Below are 18131 nucleotides of genomic sequence, written 5' to 3' on the forward strand. Positions count from 1 at the left end.
TTAATGGTCCTCCGCTGCGGCAACCGCTGGATTTTCCGCAGGCAGATCGGTGTTGTTATCACCCAGCATAATGTGGTCGAGGATCTGGCGCATCAGCGTACCAACCGCCGGACCCGCGCCGCCGTTCTCCAGAATCATGGCGACAGCCACTTGCGGATTGTTGTATGGCGCAAAGGCGGTCATCAGTTTGTGGTCACGTAAACGCTCGGCAATTTTGTGCGCATTATAGGTTTCGTTCGCTTTCAGACCGAAGACCTGAGCGGTACCAGATTTCGCCGCAATTTTGTACGGTGCGCTGGCAAAGTATTTATGCGCCGTACCGTTAGGGCGGTTAGCAACACCGTACATACCGTCTTTCGCCAGCTCCCAGTAACCGGAATGAATATCGCCGACGGGCGGTTCATGCGGCTGTACCCATGGCACCTGTTTGCCGTCTTCGGCGGTGCTCATCAGCAAATGCGGAACCTTCACGATACCGTCATTAATCAGGATCATCAGTGCCTTACTCATCTGGATTGGGGTCGCTGTCCAGTAACCCTGACCGATACCAACCGGAATGGTGTCACCCTGATACCACGGTTTTTTAAAGCGTTTCTGTTTCCATTCGCGGGTAGGCATGTTGCCGGAACGTTCTTCCGCCAGGTCGATACCGGTGTAATGACCATAACCGAATTTACCCATCCATTCGGAGAGGCGATCGATCCCCATATCGTAGGCCACCTGATAGAAGAAGGTATCCGCAGATTCTTCCAGCGATCTTGTGACATTCAGACGCCCGTGGCCCCATTTTTTCCAGTCACGATAACGTTTTTCCGAACCTGGCAGTTGCCACCAGCCTGGGTCAAACAGCGTCGTATTGCGCGTGATCACCCCGGCGCTCAATGCCGAAACCGCTACATAGGGTTTAACTGTAGACGCGGGAGGATAAACCCCCTGTGTGGCGCGGTTCACCAGCGGTGTATTCGGGTCGTTCAGCAAGGCGGAATAATCTTTGCTGGAGATACCGTCAACAAACAGGTTTGGGTCATAACTAGGCGTGGAAACCAGCGCCAGCACCCCACCTGTACGCGGATCGGTGACTACCACAGCTGCGCGGCTACCCGCCAGCAGCGTTTCAATATATTGCTGGAGTTTGAGATCCAGCGTCAGGTAAATATCGTGTCCGGCTTGCGGTGGTACTTCTTTTAACTGGCGGATAACACGCCCACGGTTGTTAACTTCAACCTCTTCATAACCGGTCTGACCGTGCAGCACGTCTTCATAGTAACGCTCAATGCCCAGCTTACCGATATCATGCGTTGCCGCATAGTTGGCCAGTTTGCCGTCATTATTCAGGCGTTCGACGTCTTTATCGTTGATTTTCGACACATAGCCGATGACGTGGGTCAACGCCGAACCGTAAGGATAGTAACGACGTTTATAGCCTTTAACTTCGACGCCCGGAAAACGGTACTGATTGACGGCAAAGCGAGCTACTTGTACTTCGGTCAGGTTAGTTTTCACCGGAATAGAGGTGAAACGGTGTGAACGTGCGCGCTCTTTTCGGAATGCAGCAATATCGTCATCGGTCAGATCTACCACGCTGCGCAAAGCGTCCAGCGTTTGCTGCACGTTATCGACTTTCTCCGGCATCATTTCTATCTGGTAGATAGTGCGGTTGAGGGCCAGAGGGATACCGTTACGGTCATAGATAATGCCGCGGCTGGGCGCGATAGGCACCAGCTTAATGCGGTTTTCATTAGAGCGGGTCTGGTAGTCGGTAAAGCGAACAATTTGCAGATTATACAGGTTGGCGATAAGCACGCCGGTCAGCAGCAAAATCCCCAAAAAGGCGACCAGCGCCCGGCGCACAAACAGCGCGGACTCTGCCGTATAGTCGCGAAAAGAGTTCTGTAGTTTCATCCGCTGCGTTTTCTACTCAAAGCTCCCTTATCACTCACGGTGATAAGGATGGTTGGTGGTGATGCTCCACGCCCGGTACAGACTCTCTGCGACCAGCACGCGAACCAGCGGATGGGGGAGGGTAAGCGCCGACAGCGACCAGCTCTGCTCCGCCGCCGCTTTACAGGCAGGCGACAACCCTTCAGGCCCGCCAATCAGTAGACTGACGTCGCGACCATCCAGCTTCCAGCGTTCCAGCTCAGCGGCTAACTGCGGCGTATCCCAGGGCTTGCCTGGAATATCGAGGGTGACAATGCGGTTTTTGCCTGCGGCCGCCAACATCTGCTCACCCTCTTTGTCGAGTATGCGCTTGATGTCCGCATTCTTGCCGCGTTTTCCGGCCGGAATTTCAATCAGCTCGAAGGGCATATCTTTCGGAAAACGACGCAGGTACTCGGTAAAACCGGTTTGTACCCAGTCCGGCATTTTCGTTCCCACGGCGACAAGTTGCAGCTTCACGCATTAACTCCAGAGTTTTTCCAGTTCATACAGGCGACGGCTCTCTTCCTGCATGACATGGACAATCACATCGCCCAAATCCACGACAATCCAGTCGGCGCTGTTTTCACCTTCTACGCCGAGCGGTAACAGGCCCGCTGCGCGAGACTCCTGCACAACGTGGTCAGCAATGGACATAACATGACGGCTGGACGTACCCGTACAGATGATCATGCAGTCGGTGATGCTGGATTTGCCCTGAACGTCTAAGGCGATGATGTCCTGACCTTTGAGGTCATCAATTTTGTCGATAACAAAATCCTGGAGTGCTTTACCCTGCAAGTTTTCCCCCTGGGTGAATCAAATAGATAAAAATGGTCTGTCAGTATACCTGAACCAGAGGCGATTTCGGGACAATTGTCGCCGAATCGGCTTTCGAAAGTGGGCTATCATCCCACCCCGCGCCGCAGATTGCATCGCCATTTTTGTAAAACAATTTCTACAAAGTCGTGTCTGGCGGAAAAAGTCTGGCTGCGGAGAATATCAGCCTGCCCGGGGCTGTCAATGGTCGTTGCGGCTTACCCGTAAAAAAACAGAAAAGTCATGCATTCTCGACCCCGATGGCACGGCTATTGAGGACGCGTAGCGTCGCGAATTTTTGGTTGATATCAATGGCGCTCCAACACCCCTGGTCAACGCGAAAATGCCACATAGACTCGGCAGGCATGCCAATTAAACGAGCAATTAACAGACTCAGTACGCCCTGATGGCTGACGATTAAAATATTCTGATAGTGCTGATATTCACTAAGCCTTGCGATAAAGCGTTCCACACGTTGCGAAAATGCCTGAAATCCTTCACCGTTCGTGGGGATAGCATGCTGCCAGTCATTGCACCACGCGCTATAGTTTTCGGCATCTTCTTGCATGAGGTCGCGATGATGTCGCATCTCCCAGTCGCCAAAAAACATTTCGTTGAGTTCAGGGATGATATGAACGGGGAGCTGGCGGTCACTGAGAACCAGTCGCGCAGTATGCTGTGCCCGTTCCAGTTCACTGCATAAAACCAGGTCAAAGGAAACATCATCTAGCAGTGTATGCAGATTTTGCGCTTGCTCAATACCGCGTGCGGTCAGGGGTGTGGGCGCATGACCGCTGTACAGACCATCGACATTCGCTTGTGTTTCGCCATGACGAATTAACCACAGTCGCATCATGCCCTCCGTAACGACAGGTATCAGCGATACAAGCCTTGTTGGTTAATGTAAGTCAATACCGGTTCCGGCAATAAATCCTCACACGATTCACCGTTTTGCAAACGTTCGCGGATGATGGTCGCCGAGATGTTAAACCACGGCGTTTCAGCCAGATAAATTTTACCGGCAGGCTGAAGGTGAAGATCTTCCGGGTTATGTGTCAAATGATCTTCCAGCCATTGCTGGTATTGCGGTTGCGCCATTTCAAGTGGGTAACCTGGACGCCGACAGACGATCAAATGTGCATTGTCGAGTATCGTTTCGTATTCGTACCAGGTCGGAAAGGTCAGCAATGAATCCTGACCAATAATAAACGCCAGCGGCACGTCCGGTCCTTGTTCCTGCCGCCACTCTTTCAGTGTTTGCGCAGTGTAAGAGGGGGCATTGCGCTTTAGCTCGCGTTCATCAAGAGTAAATAATGGCTTGTCGGCAATCGCCAGTTCAAGCATGTGTTTACGCTGCACGCTGTTCGCTTCCGGCTGGGGACGATGCGGAGGAACATTATTAGGGATTATTGTGACCCGCGTCAGACCAATCAAATTCGCCAGCGTTTCCACGGGTTTTAGATGACCATAGTGCACCGGATCAAAGGTGCCGCCAAACAGAGCCTGTAAAGATTTCATATCAACCGTCGATAAATACGTCCGCCAGGGGTTTATGGCACAACAGAAGAGATAACCCTTCCAGCTCTGCCCACACTGACTGACCGTAATCTTGTTTGAGGGTGAGTTCCGTTCGTGTCAGGAGTTGCACGGCCTGACGTAACTGCGGCTGACTTAAGCGATTTAACGCCTCGCCCATCATGCCCCGGCGGTTCTGCCATACCCGATGCTTATCAAACAACGCACGCAGTGGCGTATGGGCAGACTGGCGTTTCAGGTTAACCAGTAACAACAGTTCACGTTGTAATGTGCGCAACAAAATAACCGGCTCGCTGCCTTCCAGACGCAGTTGCTGAAGAATATGCAACGCGCGCTTACTTTTTCCCATCAACAAAGCATCAACCCAATGAAAAGGGGTGAAATGCGCGGCATCATTCACCGCCTGTTCAACGCGCGGTAATGTCAGTTTGCCGTCTGGCCAGAGCAGCGATAAACGCTCCAGTGCCTGGGCCAGCGCCAGCAGGTTACCTTCATAACAGTAGCAGAGCACCTGATTTGCAGCGTCATCCAGTTCTAAGTTGAGTTGTTTTGCGCGCGCAGCAACCCAGCGGGGAAGCTGAGCCTGCTCCGGTGTCTGACAGGTCACCTGCACGCTGCGATTCGCAAGAGCAGTAAACCAGGCGGCATTTTCTTGCGCTTTGCTTAATTTATTACCGCGGACGATCAACAGCAGGTCGTCATGCAGAAGTCCGGTGAGTGTGAGAAGTTGTTCATTGATCGCCGCATTCGGTCCGTTTTCTGGTAACAACAGCAATAGCGTTTGTCGACTGGCAAACAGACTCATAGCCTGGCATAACGAAAAGATCGCATTCCAGTCAGTGTTGGGATCAATGGAAAAAGTGTGGTGTTCTTCGAATCCTTGTGCCGCAGCTACCTGACGAACAGCGTCCTGGCTTTCCTGCAATAACAGAGGATCGTTACCAAGTAAAAGATACGCCGCGCGCAGCCCTTCATTGAGCTGCGCGCGGAGTTGTTCCGGGTACAACCGAATCATCAGTTACCCAGCGTGGTGGAGACGCGTGCAGGCGTTGCCGGAGTATCCGTTGTGGTCGACGTCTGTTCTTCGTCGGAACGAATATCCGCAGCACGGATGCTTGGCAGCTTACGAATCAGCTGTTCGGCAGCACGGTCGTACATCTCTTTTACGATCATGTCTTGTTCGTTATCTTTCGCTAACGCCATTTGCGGGTTATCAAAGAACGAACGGAAGACTTTGGCGCTAATCGGGTAGATATCACGGCCGGGGATCAACACGGTCGCATTCACCGTCATGATCATCTGATACTCTGCTGTTTGACCGTTACGGAATACCGATGCGGTATCTTTCGCGATGCTCACTTTACCCAAACGCAGGGATGGAACGTCCTTACGCGTGGTTTCTTTATCAAGCAACTCGACACCATTCAGACGTAACTGGTTACGCACCGCACGGCTTAATGGCCCGTTCGGATCGCCTGAGTCCAGGATCATGACCTTCATAGTGGAAGGAACCTGCGTGGTGTCACGCAGATGCCAGCCACACCCGGCGGTGATTAACACCGCCAGAGATAACAACAATGTTGCCAGATATCGCACGCTTCCTCCCGCGCTTAGCCAACGACCAGATTGAGGAGTTTACCTGGTACGTAAATCACTTTACGTACAGTAACGCCATCAAGATATTTTGCTACCAGATGTTCCTGGCCAGCACGTTCGCGAACCTGTTCTTCCGTTGCGTCCACCGGAACGGTGATTTTGGCACGGACTTTACCGTTAACCTGCACCACGACCAGCGTGGAGTCTTCCACCATCGCTTTTTCGTCAGCAACCGGCCACGGCGCGTTGTCGATATCGCCTTCGCCTTTCAGTTCCTGCCACAGCGTGAAGCAAATGTGCGGGGTGAACGGGTTAAGCATACGGACAACGGCCAGCAGTGCTTCCTGCATCAGAGCGCGATCCTGCTCGCCATCGGTCGGTGCTTTCGCCAGTTTGTTCATCAGCTCCATAATCGCCGCAATTGCGGTGTTGAAGGTCTGACGACGGCCGATATCATCGGTCACTTTAGCGATAGTTTTATGCACATCGCGACGCAGCGCTTTCTGATCTTCAGTCAGTGCATCAACGTTCAGTGCCGCAACATCACCTTTCGCAGTATGCTCGTACACCAGTTTCCAGACACGTTTCAGGAAGCGGTTAGCCCCTTCCACGCCGGACTCCTGCCATTCGAGAGTCATATCAGCCGGAGAAGCAAACATCATAAACAGACGAACGGTGTCCGCGCCGTAACGTTCAACCATCACCTGCGGGTCGATACCGTTGTTCTTCGACTTGGACATTTTGCTCATGCCGGTATAAACCAGTTCATGGCCTGCCGCATCTTTCACTTTCACGATACGGCCTTTCTCGTCACGTTCAACGATAGCATCAACCGGGGAAACCCAGTTACGTTCGCCGTTTTCGCCAACATAGTAGAAGGCATCTGCCAGCACCATACCCTGACACAGCAACTGTTTCGCTGGTTCGTCAGAGTTCACCATGCCTGCATCACGCATCAGTTTGTGGAAGAAGCGGAAGTAGAGCAGGTGCATAATGGCGTGTTCGATACCACCAATGTAGATATCCACCGGCAGCCAGTAGTTAGCCGCTTCGGAATCCAGCATACCTTCTTTGTACTGCGGGCAAGTGTAGCGCGCATAGTACCAGGAGGACTCCATAAAGGTGTCGAAAGTGTCGGTTTCACGCAGTGCTGGCATACCGTTAACGGTAGTTTTCGCCCACTCCGGATCTGCTTTAATCGGGCTGGTAATGCCGTCCATTACCACATCTTCCGGCAGGATCACCGGCAGCTGGTCGTCCGGGGTCGGCATTACGGTACCGTCTTCCAGCGTCACCATCGGAATCGGCGCGCCCCAGTAACGCTGACGGGAAACACCCCAGTCGCGCAGGCGGTAGTTCACTTTACGCTCGCCAACGCCCATCGCAGTCAGTTTATCGGCGATGGCGTTGAAGGCCGCTTCATGGTCAAGACCGTTGAACTCGCCAGAGTTGAACAGCACGCCTTTTTCAGTCAGGGCTTGTTGAGAAAGATCTGGCTCAGAGCCGTCAGCTGCCAGGATAACCGGTTTGATGTTCAGGCCGTATTTAGAGGCAAACTCGTAGTCGCGCTGGTCGTGACCCGGAACCGCCATAACTGCGCCCGTGCCGTACTCCATCAATACGAAGTTTGCTGCCCAAACGGGAATTTCTTCGCCCGTTAATGGGTGAACAGCTTTAAAGCCAGTATCGACGCCTTTTTTCTCCATCGTCGCCATTTCAGCTTCGGCAACTTTGGTGTTACGGCATTCGTCAATAAAGGCCGCCAGTTCAGGATTATTTTCTGCCGCTTTCTGCGCCAGCGGATGACCCGCAGCTACCGCCAGGTAGGTACAACCCATAAAGGTGTCCGGGCGGGTAGTGTAAACGGTCAGCGTGTTGTCATAGTCGTTAACGTTGAAGGTGATTTCCACGCCTTCGGAACGACCGATCCAGTTACGCTGCATGGTTTTAACGGTGTCTGGCCAGTGATCCAGTTTATCCAGATCGTTGAGCAGCTCGTCAGCGTAAGCAGTGATTTTGATAAACCACTGCGGGATCTCTTTACGTTCAACTTTGGTATCGCAGCGCCAGCAGCAGCCGTCGATAACTTGTTCGTTCGCCAGTACGGTCTGGTCGTTCGGGCACCAGTTGACCGCAGAAGTCTTCTTATATACCAGGCCTTTTTTATACAGCTCGGTGAAGAATTTCTGTTCCCAACGGTAGTATTCCGGCGTACAGGTTGCCAGCTCGCGGCTCCAGTCATAACCAAAGCCCAGCATTTTGAGCTGGTTTTTCATATACGCGATGTTGTCGTACGTCCACGGTGCCGGAGCGGTGTTGTTTTTCACCGCCGCGCCTTCCGCAGGCAGACCAAACGCGTCCCAGCCGATCGGCTGCAGAACGTTTTTGCCCAGCATGCGCTGGTAACGGGCGATCACGTCACCGATGGTGTAGTTACGTACGTGGCCCATGTGTAGTCGACCAGAAGGATAGGGAAGCATAGACAGGCAGTAATACTTCTCTTTGCTCTCGTCTTCGGTTACTTCAAATGTGCGCTTCTCATCCCAATGAAGCTGTACTTTGGATTCTATCTCTTCCGGGCGGTATTGCTCTTGCATGGCAGCCAGTGGTCCTGTTTTCATTACGGCTACAAAAGTAGCGTTAGAGGTGGTTTTTCAGATCCGCATAGCATAGCCCAAACGTCCGCGTCAAAACAGCCTTTCGCGCACTCGACGTTGAAATGATGCCCGGATTATTCATACATTAATTTACAGAGTTTGTGGGCGTATTAGCAAAGCAAGGAACAAAGAACGTCTATTATTATAGTCAGTTAACGACCCGGGAGATGAAACGATGAACAAGGTTGCTCAATATTACCGTGAACTGGTTGCGTCACTGAGCGAACGCCTGCGCAATGGCGAACGTGATATCGACGCACTGGTGGAACAGGCGCGCGAGCGCGTAATAAAAACAGGGGAGTTAACGCGAACCGAGGTCGATGAGCTGACGCGAGCTGTCAGACGTGACCTGGAAGAGTTCGCCATGAGCTATGAAGAGAGCCTGAAAGAAGAATCTGACAGCGTCTTTATGCGGGTGATTAAAGAAAGCTTGTGGCAGGAGCTGGCAGATATCACCGATAAAACGCAGCTTGAATGGCGCGAAGTTTTCCAGGACCTCAATCATCATGGGGTTTATCACAGCGGAGAAGTGGTCGGGCTGGGAAATCTGGTCTGCGAGAAATGTCACTTCCATCTCCCGATCTACACACCGGAAGTGCTGACGCTATGCCCGAAATGTGGTCATGATCAGTTCCAGAGACGCCCGTTCGAGCCGTAATAGTCTGATTTCGCACAGCAATAAAGAGAATATGGGCCGAATGAAATTCCCCGGCCCTTGTTTTTATCTCTACAGTAAATCTTCAGTCTCACGAATTTCCTGACTGACATCTCTGGTTCCGGATGACTGAACTTTACGATACAGGTCGAGAGCCTGTCGGAGATCGACAGGTCTTCCTTCTCCGTAGTGATACATAATGGCCAGGTTATACCAGGCAGTGGCGTCATTGCATTCAGCGGCTTTCGTAAACCATTCAAAGGCAGCCTGATAATCTTTCTCAACGCCTTGTCCGTGTTTATACATATAACCGATGTTGACGTAAGCGCCGACGCTCCCCTGAGCGGCAGCCTTCAGATACCAGTACATCGCTTGCTTATAGTCCTGGTCCACCCCTTCGCCAGCGTTATAATCCCATGCAATTTGAAACTGGGCGTGCCGATTACCCTGCTGTGCGCTTTTCAAATACCAGAATGCGGCGAGTGTCTCGTTTTGAGCAACGCCTTTTCCGTCTTCATAAAGATCGGCCAGATTGTTTTGCGCGTCACTATGGCCTTGTAATGCAGCTTGTTTGTACCAGAAAAATGCCAGCGTATAGTCTTGTGCGACTCCGTTGCCATTTCTGTACATCCACCCAAGATTATTTTGCGCATAAGACATTCCGCTCTCCGCGGCTATCTGATACCAGGCAACCGCTTCTTTATAGTTGGGGTCTTCTCCACGATCCAGTATCCAGCCAAGGGCGTTGGAAGCGAAAGTATGGCCTTGTAGGGCAGCTTTTTTCAGCCAGAAGATGGCTTGCTCATTATCTTTATGACGGCTTTTATCCTCGGTATACTTTTGCCCTAAGGAATACTGTGCTTCACAATGACCTTGCTCAGCGGCCAGCTTCAGCCAGTAAAAGGCCTTTTCGTCGTCCGGAGAGTCAATTGCGCTATCGCGATTATAATAAAACCCAACAATATATTGAGCCTCACTATCGCCTTGTTCAGCACGTTCGATAATCTCATCTATTGACAAATTATCGCAGCAACTTGACGTAAAAATCATTATCATTTCCTTATGGTTGCAGATAAAGCATATTATATTTTTATGTGTTCCGTTTTTGCGTAAGTCTTATTTTATGCGTATTATGTTGTGTCAGAAAAGTATAAATAAATGAGCCTCGTAATGTAGTTTACATTCATTAAATGAATGTTTAAGGATAAATTATATGGACATGGAGTCGCAAAAAATATTGTTTGCACTTTCCACTCCGATGGAAATACGCAATGAATGCTGTTTACCTTCGCATTCATCCCCCAAAATGTATTTAGGTACATGCTTTTTTGACCTTTCTTCCTCCTGGGGAATTGATGACCGTGATGACCTGCTGCGCACAATTCACCGAATGATCGATAACGGTCATGCCGCGCGGTTGGCAGGGTTTTATCACCGCTGGTTTCGTTATTCTCCATGTGAATGGCGTGACTATCTTGCTGAATTAAATGAGCAAGGTCAGGCTTATGCGCAATTTGTCGCCAGCACAGCCGAATGCTGTGGTGAGGGAGGAATTAAAGCATGGGATTATGTCCGGATGGGTTTTTTAAGTCGAATGGGCGTACTTAATAACTGGTTGAGTGAAGAAGAAAGTCTATGGATCCAGTCGCGTATTCATCTACGGGCTCTACGTTATTATAGTAACTGGCGGCAATACTTTGCCGGTTATACCTTTGGTCGGCAATATTGGCAGTCTCCCGAAGATGATAATCTGCCTTTATTACGTGAATTCTTAGCGCGTAAAGAATACGACGATTCCGGCAATGATATGTTTTATCAATTATTTGCCAGTGACGATGCATATTACGCGACCTTACCCTGGCAACCACTGGCTGACTACCCCACATGCCCGGAAACGCTTAAGGATATGAGCGACCTATGAAAAATTGCTGGAAGATCCTCAACATAGAGGAAACGACTGACGTCGATATTATCCGCCGCGCTTATCTGGCGCTGTTACCGTCCTTTCATCCAGAAACCGATCCGCAGGGTTTTAAACAACTTCGTCAGGCGTATGAGGAAGCGCTCCGGATTGCGCAGTCGCCTGCTAAATCTGTTTGGCAACCAGAAGAATATGAGGTAGCAGAACATGAAATTCTGCTCGCCTTTAGTGCGTTACTTGCCTCTGATAGTGAACGTTTTCTGCCCTCCGCCTGGCAGCGATTCATTCAGCAATTAAATTATTGCTCGATGGATGAGATTGATGAATTACGCTGGTCGCTGTGCACAATAGCCATGAACACTGCCCATTTATCCTTCGAGTGCGTGGTGTTATTAGCAGAAAGATTGCGGTGGTTACAGGAGGAAAATACCGGGGAAATAGACGAAGAAGAACTGGAATCCTTTTTATATGCCATTGCGAAGGGGAATGTTTTTAACTTCCAGACCATTCTGCATCTGCCCGTTGCCGTGCAAAATGACACCATCGATTTTTACCAAATGTTCGCTCGGATTTGGTCATCGCATCCAGAATGGCTGACATTGTATTTAGCGCAACATCGCGCAGTGATTATCCCCGATGATGCAAAACTGCACGGAAATTTACTCCGCTGGTATAGCGCAGGTCGCCTGGGAATTCCCGAACTCCTGGATTACGCCCGGTCGTGGCGGGAAGCTGAATCTGATAATGAAGATGCGCGTTATTATGAATACGCACAACGCGTCTATTGTGGAGAAGGCGAAAGCTTGCTGGCAGAACTTTGTGACTACTGGCGCGAGTATCCCTCCACCCAGGCGGATGCTTTAATATTGCAATGGTGCCGTCAGCATCGGGTCGATTATTACCCGTTAGTGGTGATGATGATTGAAGCTCGTGAACTGGTTAACGATCAGGGAAAACCGCTACTTTATGTCCCTGGTGACAGCGCTCGTACGCGTTTTCATTTATACGAAATACTCAGTGATGAAAAACTCTCTGCGCTGGGGCGTTCTCTGGTCGAGATGGTTTTGCACAAAGGACGTAAGCCGCGGATCTCACTCACGCGTGATACAGAACATCCCTTATGGCCATTATATTTAGTTGCCAAACAATTAGTGCAGGCCAGCCAACCAACAGAAGAATCATTAATGCCGATCGTAAGCCGTCTTGATGCAGAAAATCGTTGTCCACTGGAAGCATTAATTATTCGTCGATTATTAATTCAGGCGGCGAATTTTACCGAGAAGCAAACTGTTGAACCGGAGCCGCAACCGCAGCCAATGCCCGTTGACGATGGTGGGCCAGGCTGTCTGGGCATCATTAAAATTATTTTCTATATTTTTATCTTTGCTGGTTTGATAGGGAAAATACTCCATCTGTTCGGGTGACATTCGACGTTAATGTGCGGGAAGCCCGGCAAGTAATCTTTCCGCATTTTTGTAATGTTGTTTGGCGGCCAGTTTTAACCATTTTTGAGATTCATAATGGTTAACATTAATACCTGAGCCATTTCTGTAGATCAAACCTAAAGTATATTGAGCATGAGCATACCCTTGTTCAGCTGCTTCCTTATACCAGAGAATTGCTTTACGGGTGTCGGGTTTGACCCCCAGACCTTTGAGGTAGATCCACCCCAGTTTACTTTGCGCGCGTGGATTTTCCTGTTCCGCTGATTGCTCATACCAGTATCTCGCCTGTGTATAATCCAGTGGTTTACCGTCGCTACCATGAAGATAAAATTCTCCAAGGCGATATTGCGACGTTGAGTGACCATGAATCGCGGAAAGCTCCGTGGCTGCCGTGGTGAATGGAAGACTGCCCGGTGAGCTTAAATAATCAAAGGCATAATTCACCATGGCTTTATCACGCAACGTCGTTTTCTTGGGTTGGCTAATACAGGTAATTGCTGCAACTATAAAAATTGCGAATATATACATTAATTTTTTATTCATGTGTGAATGCTTCGATTTTCTTTTTATTTTGAAAGCGTCAAGTTTATACTCATCAATAATAAAAAAGTAGTCAGTTAATGCACTTAAGGGATTATTAACAAATGAATAAGGAAGAACAATATCTTCTTTTTGCGCTTTCTGCGCCCATGGAAATACTTAATCAGGGTTGCAAACCCGCGCATGACTCGCCAAAAATGTATACCGGGATAAAAGAATTCGATCTCTCATCATCCTGGGGAATAAATAATCGTGATGATTTAATTCAGACTATTTATCAGATGACTGATGATGGTCATGCCAATGATTTAGCTGGCTTATATCTGACATGGCATCGCTCTTCCCCTGAAGAGTGGAAAGCATTAATTGCTGGTGGCTCGGAGAGAGGGTTGATTTATACCCAGTTCGTTGCCCAAACCGCTATGTGCTGTGGGGAAGGGGGAATCAAAGCCTGGGATTATGTGCGGATGGGTTTTTTATCACGGGTTGGTGTGCTCAACAAGTGGCTGACGGAAGACGAGAGTTTATGGCTGCAATCGCGCGTCTATGTACGAGCTCACCATTACTATCACAGCTGGATGCACTATTTTTCCGCCTATTCACTAGGGCGTCTCTACTGGCAATCTTCTCAATGCGAAGACAACGCTTCGCCACGCGAGGCGCTAACCCTGTACAAATACGATAGCGCCGGGAGTCGGATGTTCGAAGAGCTGGCTGCGGGAAGCGATCGTTTCTATGCCACGCTTCCCTGGCAACCATTAACTGTCCAGCCTGAATGCCCGGTAACGCTTAAGGATGTGAGCGACCTATGAAAACATGTTGGCAAATCCTCGAAATTGAAAGCACGACGCAAATAGACATTATCCGCCAGGCTTATCTTGCTCGCTTACCGTTATGTCATCCCGAAACCGATCCGCAGGGGTTTAAAGCATTACGCCAGGCCTATGAAGAGGCGCTGCGACTGGCGGTAAATCCTGTCGAGGAAGCAGATGATGAAGAAAAAGATGCCGCCGCTGAACATGAAATACTACGTGCATTCAGGACATTACTGGATTCAGAAAGTGATCGTTTTCAGCCTTCCGCCTGGCAGAAATTTATTCAGCAATTAAATACCTGGAACATGGAGGATGTCGATCAATTACGCTGGCCGCTGTGTGCAATCGCTAAAGAAGCGCGATATCTTTCATTAAATTGTGCTTCTTTGCTGGCAGAGCGTTTGAACTGGCATTCGTTTAATGACAGCGTAGGAATGGATGAGGAAGAAAGGGAGGCTTTTCTTGAGGCCATTCAGGCTGGTGATTGTTTCGATTTCCTTAGCCTTCTGGAATATCCCATTGCGTTGCAGAACCAGACTGTTGAGTATTACTTCGCGCTGGAACGTTGCTGTCGTTACCATCCTGACTATGTCACTGCGTTTTTGGCGATGGCAGGTCCGTGGTTAATTCCTGATGATGCGAAGTTGCATCGCAAACTGTTGCGCTGGTACAGCTCGGTGCAAACAGGTATGGCGGAACTCATTCCTGTTGCCCAACAGTGGCAAACGGAAAAACCAGAAAGCGAAGATGCCCGGTATTACCAGTGTGCACAACGTTTGTACTGCGGCGAGGGGGAAAGCCTGCTTGCCGATCTCTGCGCGTACTGGGAAAGTTACCCATCTACACAAGCCGATAATTTGTTGTTGCAGTGGAGCGCACAACATTGCCCGGATTATTTCGCGTTATTAGTGATGGTTATCGAAGCGCGGAGCATGGTAGATGCGCAAGGTAAACCGTTGAAATATGTTCCTGGTGAGAGCGCCCGGACGCGTCTGTTATGGGCGGAAATTTTACATAACGGAAAACTATCGCCGTTAGGTCAATCGTTTATTGAGTCGTTATTCTTCAAACGCAAAGCATGGGCGTGGTGGAAATCGAGAGTCGGTAGCGAGACAGAAGAAGATTCACCGTTACTGGATTTGTATCGGGTAGCGGAACAGGTAGTACTTGAAGCGTTTCCGAAACAAGAGATGCTGGCCCGTCTCAATACAAGGCTGGAAGGAGGAGATGCTCATCCATTAGAGGCCATTATCACCCGGATGCTGTTGACGAAAGTAAAACTCGAGCCGGAGGATGAAGATGTCGATGAGCCAACACCTGAAAACCATGAAGAAAAAAATGATGAGGATGAAAAACCACAGAGCATTATCAGCATTATCAAAATCAGCTTAACGGTGCTGGTGATAGGTTATGCTCTCGGCAAAATCGCGATGTTGTTTAGTTGACGATGTGTTTTTTGCGCCGATGCCGGATGCAGCATTTACGCCGCATCCGGCAGCCGTGATTATGGGATCTCAATGGCTAAATAAACGCTCGCCCGCCGCCTGACCTCATCGACGCGGGCCATATCGTTTGACTGCAGCGCCGCATCAAAATCGGTGATCACCCGGCCAATCTCTTCTCGCTCGTCACCCAGCGCCCGCGCCCACAACTCTTCCAGTTTGGCCTTAAAGGTGCGGTTGATGAGCATATCGCGCGGATAAATTTTCAATGCGGATAACCGCGTCCGACTCTCTTCAATCTGCTGCGCGCTCAATGTTACCGGGCTGTGGTTAATCACTCTGGACTTAACGCTGCCGTCTTCCAGAAGCACGTCAACTTCAAGCAAACCGTTGATATCATAACTAAAGCGAATATCAATCGACTGATAAGCCCCGGTTCTCTTCAACGGCACATCGAAGGATTCCACCAGAATGTTGTTTTTAACTTTGTGGTTTTCTCCCTGATAGACGTTAACCGTAATTGAATCCTGTTCCGGGTGCATGGTTGAATAAGTTTCTACACGCGACACGGGCACAGTGGTGTTTCGTTCAATAATCGGCGAGAAAATGCCGGAAACGCCCTGGCGGTTAACCTCAACGCCCAACGAGTAAGGGCAAATATCAGTGAGGATCACTTCTTCAATATCTTCACTGCGTAAGCGGCAGGCTGCCTGGATTGCTGCGCCCAGCGCGACAATGGTGCTCGGATCGTAACTTTGATACGGTAATTTGCCAAACAGACGCACGGCGATTCGCTGCACCAGCGGCATTTGTGACGCGCCGCCAACCAGCACCAGACTGTCGATTTGACTCGGCTTCAGACGCGCATCGCGCAACGCCTGTTCAATCGGCACTCGCAAGCGATTGAGCAGCGGCAACCACAAATCTTCCAGTTCGTTCTCGTAAAATTCGCATTCCCGCGTTTCATCCTGGTACTGCCAGCGAATGTGCATTGGCGATTGATTGCTACATTTTGCCGCTTCCACACAGGCATACAAGGCTGCCAGTTCACTCTCGTTAAGCGTGGTCCTGGCGACATCCGCGCGTTTTAAAACCTCATCGACCAGCATATGGGTAAAATCTTCGCCACCGAGGAAGTTGTCGCCAGCGGAGGCGTGAACTTCAATCACCGGCGTGGCGTACTCAAGCACCGTAACGTCAAACGTGCCGCCACCGAGATCAAACACCAGCGAACGGGTATTTTGTTGGGTATGCAGGCCATACGCCATCGCAGCTGCTGTGGGTTCATTAATTAAGCGTACCGCATTTAAACCGGCTAACTCCGCTGCTAAACGGGTATGCTTGCGTTGTTCATCGCTGAAATAAGCCGGAACAGAGATCACCACATCTTTAATCGGACGTTGCAGAAATTCTTCGGCATCTTCTTTTAATGAGCGTAATACCAAAGAGGACAGTTCTGGCGCGTTAAATGTGTCGCTGCCTAACTGCCAGTTGGTATTACTGCCCATTGCACGTTTAAATAACGCTGCCGTTTTATCCGGATGCGAAGTACGCCGTGATACAGCCGGTTTTCCGACTAAAATATGATTATTTTCATCCATGCTAATTATGGATGGTGTTAAATATTCACCGAACTTATTTGGAATTAATTGCGCGGCACCGTCTTTCCAGACGGCAATTAAACTATTGGTAGTACCGAGATCGATACCAATGGCGAGTTCTGCATTATCCATTGCATTTATATCTTGAAAAAAAAAAGAGATAAACAGATTAAGACCACCCAGGTAACGCGTGGTGATCTTAATCAATGACGTGTGTTAAGCGTAAAATTTCAGACGATCAGCCAGTAAATCAACAAAGCCCTGACGATCAACATCGACCATTACAGTGGCATTCGGTTTATTGCCAGTCAGATAATAATAATCAACAACCGTCATCCCCTGGGTATATTTCCCCTGTGTTTCCACGCCAACCCAGCGCTCAACAGTGGTAAACAACTCGGGTTTCAACAGCCAGGCGATGGTGCATGGGTCATGCAGCGGTGCGCCGACAAAGCCCCATTTTTCGTCTTTATGATATTCGAGGAAGAAATCCAGCAGTTCGGCAACAATGGTTGAAACCGGGTTACCAATCGCGCGGAAACGCTCGGTGTCCTCAACGTGGATTTGCGCTTTGTGAGTAACATCCAGACCGGCCATCACCACCGGGATCCCTGACTGGAAGACAATTTCTGCCGCTTCCGGGTCAACGTAAATATTAAATTCAGCCGCAGGCGTCCAGTTACCCAGCCCCATTGCGCCGCCCATAATCACGATACGGGCAATTTTGCTATGCAGTTCCGGATGGCTATTGAGCAGCAAAGCAACGTTAGTTTGCGGTCCGGTAGAAACAATGGTGACAGGTTCCGCACTTTCACGTAGCGTTTTCGCCATCAGCTCCACCGCCGTACACTTTTGCGGTGCAAACGTCGGTTCCGGTAATGCCGGGCCGTCGAGACCGCTTTCGCCGTGCACATTGTCCGCGATAATCAACTCACGCATTAACGGTTTTACCGCGCCGCCTGCCACCGGAATATCGGTGCGATTAAGCAAGGTCAGCATACGCAGAACATTGCGTAAGGTTTTTTCTGGTGTCTGGTTTCCGGCGGAAGACGTAATTGCTTTGACATCAAGCTCTGGTGAGGCGAGGGCGAGAACTATTGCGATAGCGTCATCATGACCTGGGTCGCAATCTAACAGAATTGGCAGTGCCATTGTTGCTCCTTGTTGTGTGCTTCTTTGCGACA

Annotated in this window: 17 protein-coding genes; 5 read left to right on the plus strand and 12 right to left on the minus strand. The window is 49.9% G+C overall.

The window, feature by feature from the left end:
- The 8 genes from mrdA to leuS all read right to left on the minus strand — a co-directional run bounded on the left by mrdA (nucleotide 1) and on the right by leuS (nucleotide 8468).
- Nucleotides 1–1902: a peptidoglycan DD-transpeptidase MrdA gene (gene mrdA, locus ACJHW7_RS16680; RefSeq protein ID WP_000776191.1), complete on the minus strand. Its 1902-nt coding sequence runs from the start codon at nucleotides 1900–1902 to the stop codon at nucleotides 1–3.
- Between the two features lie 30 nt (nucleotides 1903–1932).
- Nucleotides 1933–2400, minus strand: coding sequence for a 23S rRNA (pseudouridine(1915)-N(3))-methyltransferase RlmH (gene rlmH, locus ACJHW7_RS16685; RefSeq protein ID WP_000776104.1), 468 nt, complete (start codon nucleotides 2398–2400; stop codon nucleotides 1933–1935).
- Nucleotides 2401–2403: 3 nt separating this feature from the next.
- Nucleotides 2404–2721 (minus strand): ribosome silencing factor, encoded by a 318-nt coding sequence (gene rsfS, locus ACJHW7_RS16690; RefSeq protein WP_001161664.1) that lies wholly within the window; start codon nucleotides 2719–2721, stop codon nucleotides 2404–2406.
- Between the two features lie 259 nt (nucleotides 2722–2980).
- Nucleotides 2981–3592 carry an adenosylcobalamin/alpha-ribazole phosphatase gene (locus ACJHW7_RS16695; protein WP_001241888.1) on the minus strand — a complete coding sequence of 204 codons (612 nt, stop codon included), beginning with the start codon at nucleotides 3590–3592 and terminating at the stop codon, nucleotides 2981–2983.
- Nucleotides 3593–3615: 23 nt separating this feature from the next.
- Nucleotides 3616–4257, minus strand: a complete 642-nt coding sequence (gene nadD, locus ACJHW7_RS16700) for a nicotinate-nucleotide adenylyltransferase (protein ID WP_000838889.1) — start codon at nucleotides 4255–4257, stop codon at nucleotides 3616–3618.
- Between the two features lies 1 nt (nucleotide 4258).
- Nucleotides 4259–5290: a DNA polymerase III subunit delta gene (holA, locus tag ACJHW7_RS16705; RefSeq protein ID WP_000620532.1), complete on the minus strand. Its 1032-nt coding sequence runs from the start codon at nucleotides 5288–5290 to the stop codon at nucleotides 4259–4261.
- Entirely contained in the window at nucleotides 5290–5871 is a 582-nt protein-coding gene (gene lptE, locus ACJHW7_RS16710; protein WP_001269673.1) for an LPS assembly lipoprotein LptE, read from the minus strand. The genes holA and lptE overlap by 1 nt, the downstream gene beginning before the upstream one ends.
- Before the next feature lie 14 nt (nucleotides 5872–5885).
- A complete protein-coding gene (gene leuS, locus ACJHW7_RS16715) occupies nucleotides 5886–8468 on the minus strand; it encodes a leucine--tRNA ligase (RefSeq protein WP_021556582.1) in 2583 nt (860 codons plus the stop codon).
- Nucleotides 8469–8703: 235 nt separating this feature from the next.
- Between leuS and ACJHW7_RS16720 the strand changes: the two genes are divergently transcribed.
- On the plus strand, nucleotides 8704–9186 hold the full coding sequence (locus ACJHW7_RS16720; protein WP_001044880.1) for a zinc ribbon-containing protein: 483 nt from the start codon (nucleotides 8704–8706) through the stop codon (nucleotides 9184–9186).
- Between the two features lie 69 nt (nucleotides 9187–9255).
- On the opposite strand, the gene ybeQ is transcribed toward ACJHW7_RS16720, so the two are convergent.
- Nucleotides 9256–10233 carry a Sel1 family TPR-like repeat protein YbeQ gene (gene ybeQ / locus ACJHW7_RS16725; RefSeq protein WP_000578189.1) on the minus strand — a complete coding sequence of 326 codons (978 nt, stop codon included), beginning with the start codon at nucleotides 10231–10233 and terminating at the stop codon, nucleotides 9256–9258.
- A 163-nt stretch (nucleotides 10234–10396) separates the two neighbouring features.
- On the opposite strand from ybeQ, the gene ACJHW7_RS16730 reads away from it, so the two are divergent.
- Nucleotides 10397–11104 carry a DUF1266 domain-containing protein gene (locus ACJHW7_RS16730; protein WP_000367025.1) on the plus strand — a complete coding sequence of 236 codons (708 nt, stop codon included), beginning with the start codon at nucleotides 10397–10399 and terminating at the stop codon, nucleotides 11102–11104.
- Nucleotides 11101–12528 (plus strand): J domain-containing protein, encoded by a 1428-nt coding sequence (locus ACJHW7_RS16735; protein WP_021556583.1) that lies wholly within the window; start codon nucleotides 11101–11103, stop codon nucleotides 12526–12528. The genes ACJHW7_RS16730 and ACJHW7_RS16735 overlap by 4 nt, the downstream gene beginning before the upstream one ends.
- A gap of 9 nt (nucleotides 12529–12537) precedes the next feature.
- On the opposite strand, the gene ACJHW7_RS16740 is transcribed toward ACJHW7_RS16735, so the two are convergent.
- Nucleotides 12538–13092 carry a tetratricopeptide repeat protein gene (locus ACJHW7_RS16740; protein WP_001035673.1) on the minus strand — a complete coding sequence of 185 codons (555 nt, stop codon included), beginning with the start codon at nucleotides 13090–13092 and terminating at the stop codon, nucleotides 12538–12540.
- A gap of 101 nt (nucleotides 13093–13193) precedes the next feature.
- Here ACJHW7_RS16740 and ACJHW7_RS16745 point away from each other — a divergent pair, with 101 nt between their 5' ends.
- Together ACJHW7_RS16745 and djlC are read left to right on the plus strand one after the other, a co-directional pair.
- Nucleotides 13194–13901 (plus strand): DUF1266 domain-containing protein, encoded by a 708-nt coding sequence (locus ACJHW7_RS16745; protein WP_021556584.1) that lies wholly within the window; start codon nucleotides 13194–13196, stop codon nucleotides 13899–13901.
- Nucleotides 13898–15349, plus strand: coding sequence for a co-chaperone DjlC (djlC, locus tag ACJHW7_RS16750; RefSeq protein ID WP_021556585.1), 1452 nt, complete (start codon nucleotides 13898–13900; stop codon nucleotides 15347–15349). The genes ACJHW7_RS16745 and djlC overlap by 4 nt, the downstream gene beginning before the upstream one ends.
- A gap of 59 nt (nucleotides 15350–15408) precedes the next feature.
- Here djlC and hscC read toward each other — a convergent pair whose 3' ends face one another.
- Both hscC and rihA read right to left on the minus strand, forming a co-directional pair.
- A complete protein-coding gene (gene hscC, locus ACJHW7_RS16755; protein ID WP_000367840.1) occupies nucleotides 15409–17079 on the minus strand; it encodes a molecular chaperone HscC in 1671 nt (556 codons plus the stop codon).
- 84 nt (nucleotides 17080–17163) lie between these two features.
- Nucleotides 17164–18099, minus strand: a complete 936-nt coding sequence (gene rihA, locus ACJHW7_RS16760) for a pyrimidine-specific ribonucleoside hydrolase RihA (protein WP_021556586.1) — start codon at nucleotides 18097–18099, stop codon at nucleotides 17164–17166.
- Between the last annotated feature and the right edge of the window lie 32 nt (nucleotides 18100–18131).

It is taken from the genome of Escherichia sp. WS1152, assembly GCF_046487665.1.
GTDB classification, from domain to species: Bacteria; Pseudomonadota; Gammaproteobacteria; order Enterobacterales; family Enterobacteriaceae; genus Escherichia; species Escherichia coli.